The sequence below is a fragment of the Tabrizicola sp. genome (assembly GCF_051645465.1).
Lineage (GTDB): Bacteria > Pseudomonadota > Alphaproteobacteria > Rhodobacterales > Rhodobacteraceae > Tabrizicola.
Map to the genome: position 1 here is coordinate 1 of NZ_JBOFBI010000087.1, position 6,739 is coordinate 6,739.

6 protein-coding genes are annotated in these 6,739 nt (G+C 64.7%); 2 read left to right on the forward strand and 4 right to left on the reverse strand.

The annotated features are described in order from the left end of the window. The first annotated feature begins 249 nt into the window (after positions 1-249). Positions 250-708: an MmcB family DNA repair protein gene (locus ACRCSW_RS05765; RefSeq protein WP_438703361.1), complete on the forward strand. Its 459-nt coding sequence runs from the start codon at positions 250-252 to the stop codon at positions 706-708. A gap of 71 nt (positions 709-779) precedes the next feature. Here the strand turns inward: ACRCSW_RS05765 and ACRCSW_RS05770 are convergent, their stop codons facing one another. After that, the gene (locus tag ACRCSW_RS05770) at positions 780-2,984 is read right to left on the reverse strand and encodes an RNA degradosome polyphosphate kinase (protein ID WP_438703354.1); all 2,205 of its coding nucleotides are present in this window, start codon (positions 2,982-2,984) and stop codon (positions 780-782) included. A gap of 214 nt (positions 2,985-3,198) precedes the next feature. After that, on the reverse strand, positions 3,199-3,579 hold the full coding sequence (locus ACRCSW_RS05775) for a cupin domain-containing protein (protein ID WP_438703355.1): 381 nt from the start codon (positions 3,577-3,579) through the stop codon (positions 3,199-3,201). 125 nt (positions 3,580-3,704) lie between these two features. Here ACRCSW_RS05775 and ACRCSW_RS05780 point away from each other — a divergent pair, with 125 nt between their 5' ends. After that, a complete protein-coding gene (locus ACRCSW_RS05780; protein ID WP_438703357.1) occupies positions 3,705-4,622 on the forward strand; it encodes a LysR substrate-binding domain-containing protein in 918 nt (305 codons plus the stop codon). Positions 4,623-4,679: 57 nt separating this feature from the next. Here the strand turns inward: ACRCSW_RS05780 and ACRCSW_RS05785 are convergent, their stop codons facing one another. Both ACRCSW_RS05785 and ACRCSW_RS05790 read right to left on the reverse strand, forming a co-directional pair. Further along, entirely contained in the window at positions 4,680-5,303 is a 624-nt protein-coding gene (locus ACRCSW_RS05785) for a chromosomal replication initiator DnaA (RefSeq protein WP_438703363.1), read from the reverse strand. Positions 5,304-5,341: 38 nt separating this feature from the next. Further along, positions 5,342-6,493 carry an AI-2E family transporter gene (locus ACRCSW_RS05790; RefSeq protein ID WP_438703359.1) on the reverse strand — a complete coding sequence of 384 codons (1,152 nt, stop codon included), beginning with the start codon at positions 6,491-6,493 and terminating at the stop codon, positions 5,342-5,344. Between the last annotated feature and the right edge of the window lie 246 nt (positions 6,494-6,739).

The window sequence follows — 6,739 nt, forward strand, 5'->3', positions numbered from 1 at the left end:
CTAAGGGTGGCGGGCCCGCAGCAACCGTGAGGACCGGGGTTTTCCCGAGAGCCAGAGGTCTCAGGTGGGCGCCAGATACCCGGACCAGGATCCGGGCAGAGCCAGCCCCCGTTCGCTTGCTTATCGGCCACTGGAAAATTGGCCCCGCACGCGAAGAGCAGCACCCGCCACCTCTGAAGATAGGGCCTGGGGCGGGGGGCCGCAAGGCTGGACAGATGTTCACCTTTGGTTCATCATTCGCCCATGGACATGCCCGTTGACGCACCCCAGGACAGTCTGCCGCCCCTGCCGGGCCAGCGGTTGCAACGTGGCGTCTGCCGGGGCCTCAGGGCGCTGGATTTCGTCTGTGTCGAAGAGCTGATCCCGACGGCCGGTCTTCGGGTCGACGTGATGGCGCTCGGGCCAAGGGGCGAGGTCTGGGTGGTCGAATGCAAATCCGGCCGGGCGGACTTCCGCGCCGACCGGAAGTGGCAGGGCTATCTTGACTGGTGCGACCGGTTCTTCTGGGCCGTGGACGCCGATTTCCCGGTCGAGCTTTTGCCCGAAGACACCGGCCTCATCCTCGCCGATCCTTACGATGCCGAGGTGGTGCGGATGGCGCCGGAAACGCCGCTCTCCGGTGCAAGGCGCAAGGTCGTTCTGCGCACATTCGCCAGGGCGGCGGCGGGGCGTCTGCAGCTTATGCGCGATCCTGGGTTCGGCGGCTAATTGAGCGCAACTAATTTTCTTACTTAAGAAAATTGGCAAAATCCTTACTCAAGGATTTTGGTCGCTCGGCCCTACCGTGCCGCTGCCGACCCCGCCGTATCGTCGTCCTTCACCGGCACCAGCCTCGGTGCGTCCTTTGCACCCGCCGTGCCGCGACCGGACAGCGACGGGTTCTGCATGAAGAACTGGTGGCAGTTGAAAAGCCGCGCCCCCTCGGGCCCCAGATCTCGGGAATAGCTGCCGTCGGGCATGAGAAGCCAGCTTTGCGACTCATCCCCAAGGTTCGCAGCCATGATCTGCGTCAGGATCTGGTTCTTGACCGTCGGGTTCAGCGCTTCGACCAGCGTTTCCACCCGGCGCGTCAGGTTCCGCCCCATCCAGTCCGCGGACGAGAAGAACACCCGCGCCTTCTTGGCCGGAAGCCCGTAGCCGTTGCCGAAGCAGACGATCCGCGAATGCTCGAGGAAGCGCCCGACGATCGACTTCACCCGGATGTTTTCGCTTAAGCCCTTCACACCGGGCCGAAGGCCGCAGATGCCCCGGATGACCAGGCTGATCTTCACCCCCGCTTGCGAGGCCGCATAAAGCGCGTCGATCACGTCGGGGTCGATGACCGAGTTCATCTTGGCCCAGATCTCGCCCGGCCGCCCCGCGCGGGCATGCTCGGCCTCGGCCGCGATCATCTCAAGCAGTCGGGGCTTCAGCGTGATCGGGCTGATCGCGAGGTTCTCCAATCCTTCGGGCTGCACATAGCCCGAAAGGTAGTTGAAGACCTTGGTTGCATCGCGCCCAAGGGCCGCATCGCAGGTGAAGAACGACAGGTCGGTGTAGATGCGCGCAGTGATCGGGTGGTAGTTGCCAGTGCCGTAGTGGGTGTAGGTCACCAGATGGTCGCCCTCGCGCCGGACGACCGTGCTGATCTTGGCGTGGGTCTTGTAGTTGACGAACCCGTAGACGACATGCGCGCCCGCGCGTTCCAGGCGACGGGATTGCCGGATGTTCGCCGCCTCATCGAAGCGCGCCTTCAGTTCGACCAGTGCCGTCACCGATTTCCCGGCCTCCGCGGCCTCGCACAGGGCCGACACGATCGGGCTGTCCCACGAGGTGCGGTAAAGCGTCTGCTTGATCGCCAGCACATTCGGGTCGGTCGCCGCCTGCTGCAGGAAGCGGATCACCATGTCGAAGGTCTCATACGGGTGATGCAGCAGCATGTCCTTCTGCCGGATCGCCGCGAACATGTCGCCGTCGTGATCCTCGACCCGCTCGGGGACGCGGGGAGAGAACGGGGGCCACATCAGGTCTTTGCGGCTGGAGAGGATCAGTTCCTTCAGGTCCGCAATGCCGATAAGGCCCTTGATCTCGACAACCTCGTCCTCGGCGACGGCAAGCTCCTCCATGATCAGCGTGCGCAGATCTTCCGGCGCGCCGGCCGACATCTTCAGGCGGATCACCTCACCCCGGCGGCGGCGCTTCAGCGCGGTCTCGAACTCGCGCACCAGGTCTTCGGCTTCGTCTTCGACTTCAAGGTCGCTGTCGCGGAGGACCCGGAACGTGCAGTGACCCTTGTCGGTGTAGCCGGGGAACAGCATCCCGAGGTGCAGAAGGAGAAGCTCTTCCAGCGGCAGGAAGCGGTGCTCGCCCTCCTTGCCCGGCAGTGCCACGAAACGGGCGATCTGCTGGGGAACCGGCAAAAGCGCCTTCAGCTGGCGCTGGTCGGTTTCGCGCTCCAGCTCCAGCGCCAGGGAAAACCCGGTGTTCGGGATGAAGGGGAACGGGTGTGCGGGGTCAATCGCCAGAGGCGACAGAACCGGGAAGACGTTGTGCAGGAAATGCGCTTCCAGATGCTTCAGATCGCGCACCGTCAGCTTTGAACGCTGCACCAGGGTGATCCCTTCCGCCTCCATTTCCTTGCGGAGGCGGTTGAAGGTGGTCAGCTGGGTCTGCATCAGGTGGCGGGCGTCGGCGTTGATCAACTGCAGCTGTTCGGCCGGGCTCCGGCCATCGTCCGACAGGGTCAGATTGCCGTTCCGGACCAGCGCCCGAAGGCCGGCAACCCGGACAGTATAGAACTCGTCCAGGTTGGTTGCGGAAATCGACAGGAACCGCAGCCGCTCCAGCAACGGCACTGTAGGGTTCGCCGCCTCTTCCAGCACACGCCAGTTGAAGGCCAGCCACGAAAGCTCGCGGTTGAAAAAGCGGCCCGGTCCGGCCGTCTCGGCAAACGGAAGCTCGACCGGAGCGGGGAAGGGGGACTTGAGGAAATCGGCTTGGGTCATAAGGGGGTTATGCCGCGCAGGTCATGAAGGTTCCGTGACAGTCTTTCATCCGGGCTGGGGTCTGTCCAGTGGCGGCAGTCGGCTGGGCGGCGGTCAGTCGGGATGTGGGCGGACCGGTCATCCTTTCCGGCCCGCCGCTTGGGCTCGATTCGAAGGCGAAGCCCGCCGGGCCGTATCATTTTCAGCCTGGCGGGCAGCACGGCAAAATGAGCATTTACTCCGCGATATGGAAATCGGGCGCCGCCGGATCGACATAGGCCGTCTGAAGCGTGAGTATCTTGCAGCCCCCGCGCGAGGCATGGGGACCGTGAACAACGCCTTTGGGATGGGTGACAAAGGTTCCCGGGCCATATGTCACGCCAGCGTTGATGAAGTCACCTTCCAGCACGTAATGCGCTTCGGCACCGTCATTGTGGTAGTGGGCCGGAATTCGCGCCCCGGCGGCGATATGGATGATTGTCGTGACGATGCCCTTGTCGCCGTCGACGTTGAGAAGAGTGGCCGAAACGCCGCCCGGTGTCGCGCCGGGGATCGGAAACGGAATGGCGGCGATGGCTGCAGCGTCGACAATGAGGGACTTGAGATCGGGGTTCATGGTGCTCTCCTTGATTGGCGGCAAGGCCGTGTGACCTTGCGACACCCCGTTCTTCCCACACACTCAGAAGTTGATAATCGGGTCAGTTTGAGAGAGACTATTTTCGCCAAAGCAATAATGAGCCGATGCCCCTCACCTCTCTTGGCCATCTCGCTGACCTGACGGTGTTCTGCCGCGTTGCGGAACTCGGTCACTTCGGTGCTGCGGCCGATCAGCTGTCGTTGCCGCCTTCTTCGGTCAGCCGGGCCGTGCAGCGTCTGGAAGCACGGCTTGGGGTCAGCCTTCTGACGCGCACGACGCGGCGGGTTGCGCTGACTGACGATGGCAGTTTCTTCCTGCAGCAAGCACGCGAGGCGCTGCAGCAGATCGAGGATGCCGAACACATAGTGGGCGGCGCGAATGCCAGGGTTGTCGGACGGTTGCGAATTGCCGTGCCTACAACCTATGGCCAGATTCGTATCCTGCCGCGCATTCCAGCATTCGAGGCGCTTTACCCCGATCTCTCGCTGGAGATCCATGTCACCAACCGCATGATCGATGTGGTAGAAGAGGGGTTCGACCTTGTCATCCGGCTTGGACAACAGCCCTCCTCCGCGCTTGTCTCGCGGACACTGGAAACCGGAACCATCGGCACGTTTGCTTCGCCGTCCTATCTTGACCGCGCACCGCCGCTTGACGATCTCCTTGATCTTGATCGTCATCGCTGTATCGGATTTCTCTATCCAGGTAGCCCGCGCCGAATGGATTGGGAATTCGTCGTCGATGGACGGCATGAACGTCGTGTGACTGGGAATGGTGCGCTTGTCGTCTCCGACCCGATGGGGATGGTGGCGCTCGCTCTGGCGGGCGGCGGCCTGATCCAAACCGGCCACTATGTGGTGGATGAACATCTCCGGTCAGGTCGTCTTGTCGAAGTGTTGACGTCCTTTGTCGGTGCGCGTCGGCCCATCATTGCGCTTTATCCGCCAAATCGGCGCTCGTCGGCCAAGTTGCGGGCATTTCTCGCGTTCTTCGGCAAAGCCGAGCCAGTGCGCATTCGCTGACCCGGCCGCTGCCCTTTCCGCGCCCGTCCCAAGGGCGGGACACCGGGCCGCCCATGGCTACTCCGTCCCCAACACTTCCGCCGCCAGAGCCCGGGTGATCGGACGCCCCAAGGCCAGCGCCCTCGCGTCCAGCTCTCCAACCAGCGCCCGTGCAGCGCCGATCGACCGTGGCATCCGGCTGATGAGGTAAGGGATCAGGTTCGCCGGAACCGCCACCTGCCGGTCGGCGAAAAGCTTGACCAGCACGGCAGAGAGCAGCGCATCGTCGGGGCCCTGAAGCTGCGCAATCGGGGCGGCTTGCATGCGGCTGGCGAGATCGGGCAGCTGAAGCCCCCAGTCGCGGGGCGGCGTCTGTGCCGTCAGAAGCAGCGGCCAGTCCTGTGCCAGAAAGTTGTGCAGATGGAACAGCGCCGTCTCCGCCTCTGCATTCCCCGCGACCGCCTCGGCATCGTCGACGGCCACCGGCCCCACCGCGACCTGAGCAATGTCGAGATCGGCAAGCTCCGCCCCCCTGACAACGCGCCCCCCGGCTTCGGACGCCCAGACCTGCGCCAGGTGGCTCTTGCCCGATCCCGCCGGCCCGACCAGGATCAGCTTGCCCTGCGGCCAGCTTGCCGGGTCGTCCAGCATCTCGACCGCCCGCGCGTTCGAGGGTGCCACGAAGAAATCCTCCCGCGTCATCGCCTCGGCGCTTGGCAGATCGAAGGCCAGCTGCCGGATCACGCGCCCTCTCCGCCCCCGCCCGCCGGTTTGCGGCTGCGCTTCGGCTTTGGCGGCGCCTCGGGGCGGGTGGTGAAACTGGCCTGCGGCGGGGCCACCGCCGTCGTCCCTTGATACAGAAGGCTCGCCCGGTACTGCTCCATCCCGAAGCGCGTCAGCACCCCGATCGACGCCGCCACCGGCACCGCGATCAGCATGCCCACAAAGCCGAAGACCGCCCCGAACGCCGACAGCGCGAAGAGAAGCCATACCGGGTGCAGCCCCACCGACTTGCCCACCAGCCGCGGCGTCAGGATGTTGCCCTCGATGAACTGCCCGGCCGCAAAGATCGCCGCGATGATCCCGATCTGGACCCAATCCCCCCAGAACTGGAACAGCGCCAGCCCCACCGCCAGCATACCGCCGACCAGCGAGCCGACATAGGGAATGAACGTGATCGCCCCCGCAATCGCCCCCACCACCAGCCCGAACTGCAGCCCCGCCATCATCAGTGCCGCCGCATAGAACGTGCCAAGCGAAATGCAGACCGACACCTGCCCCCGCACGAAGCCCGCCAGCACCGCGTCGATCTCGCCTGCCAGGCGGCGGACGGTGGGGGCGTGGTCCAGGGGCAGCATCCTGTCGATCTTGGCCACCATGTTGTCCCAGTCGAGCAGAAGATAGAACGCCACGACCGGAACCACGACGATGAAGACGATGACCGAGATGAACCCAAGCGCCGAGGACAGGATGCCTTGCGCAAGGGCGGCCCCCTGCGCCTGGATCGCCGCGGCAATCTCGGCCAGGGTCTGCCGGATGGTCGAGGTGCGGTCCGCCAGCTCGGGGAAGCGTTCCAGCAGGAACGCCTGCAGGCGCTTGGCGATATCAGGCGCCGCATTCACCAGCGCTGTCAGCTGGTTCACCAGCGTCGGGATCACGGCCAGCACCAGAAGCACCACCAGCATCAGCGCCAGCGCCGAGATGACCGAGGTCGCCACCACCCGGCTCATGCCCAGCCGCTGCAGCCGGTCGGCGACCGGGTCCAGGAAGTAGGCAATCGCGCCGCCCACGATGAAGGGCAGAAGCACGTTTCCGAGGAACCACAAGAGGATGAAGAACACCAGGGCAGCGATGCCCCAGTATCGCGCCTGGTCTTTGATCGGCAGGGCCATCGCGGCTTTTCCTTTTCAACACCCCAGATATCGCCCGTGCCGCGCCGCGGCGCAAGGGGCGGGGCCTTGCTGGCCCACGGGTGTTGGCAAGCGACAGAGCATTGCCAAGCGGCCCCGGTCGCGCTTTCCTGGTGCGAGAACGTACCAAACAAGACGGCTGCGAAGTGCAAGATGCGGACCTCGACCCCTGCCCGGACCGGCTCGCTGTCCACACGAAGCCCCGCTCGGGCCATTGCGACCAACGCC

Excerpts from the sequence above, each read along its gene's own strand:
- ACRCSW_RS05765 (WP_438703361.1), top strand. The coding sequence starts at position 250 with ATGCCCGTTGACGCACCCCAGGACAGTCTGCCGCCCCTGCCGGGCCAG.
- ACRCSW_RS05770 (WP_438703354.1), bottom strand. The coding sequence starts at position 2,984 with ATGACCCAAGCCGATTTCCTCAAGTCCCCCTTCCCCGCTCCGGTCGAG.
- ACRCSW_RS05775 (WP_438703355.1), bottom strand. The coding sequence starts at position 3,579 with ATGAACCCCGATCTCAAGTCCCTCATTGTCGACGCTGCAGCCATCGCC.
- ACRCSW_RS05780 (WP_438703357.1), top strand. The coding sequence starts at position 3,705 with ATGCCCCTCACCTCTCTTGGCCATCTCGCTGACCTGACGGTGTTCTGC.
- ACRCSW_RS05785 (WP_438703363.1), bottom strand. The coding sequence starts at position 5,303 with ATGACGCGGGAGGATTTCTTCGTGGCACCCTCGAACGCGCGGGCGGTC.
- ACRCSW_RS05790 (WP_438703359.1), bottom strand. The coding sequence starts at position 6,493 with ATGGCCCTGCCGATCAAAGACCAGGCGCGATACTGGGGCATCGCTGCC.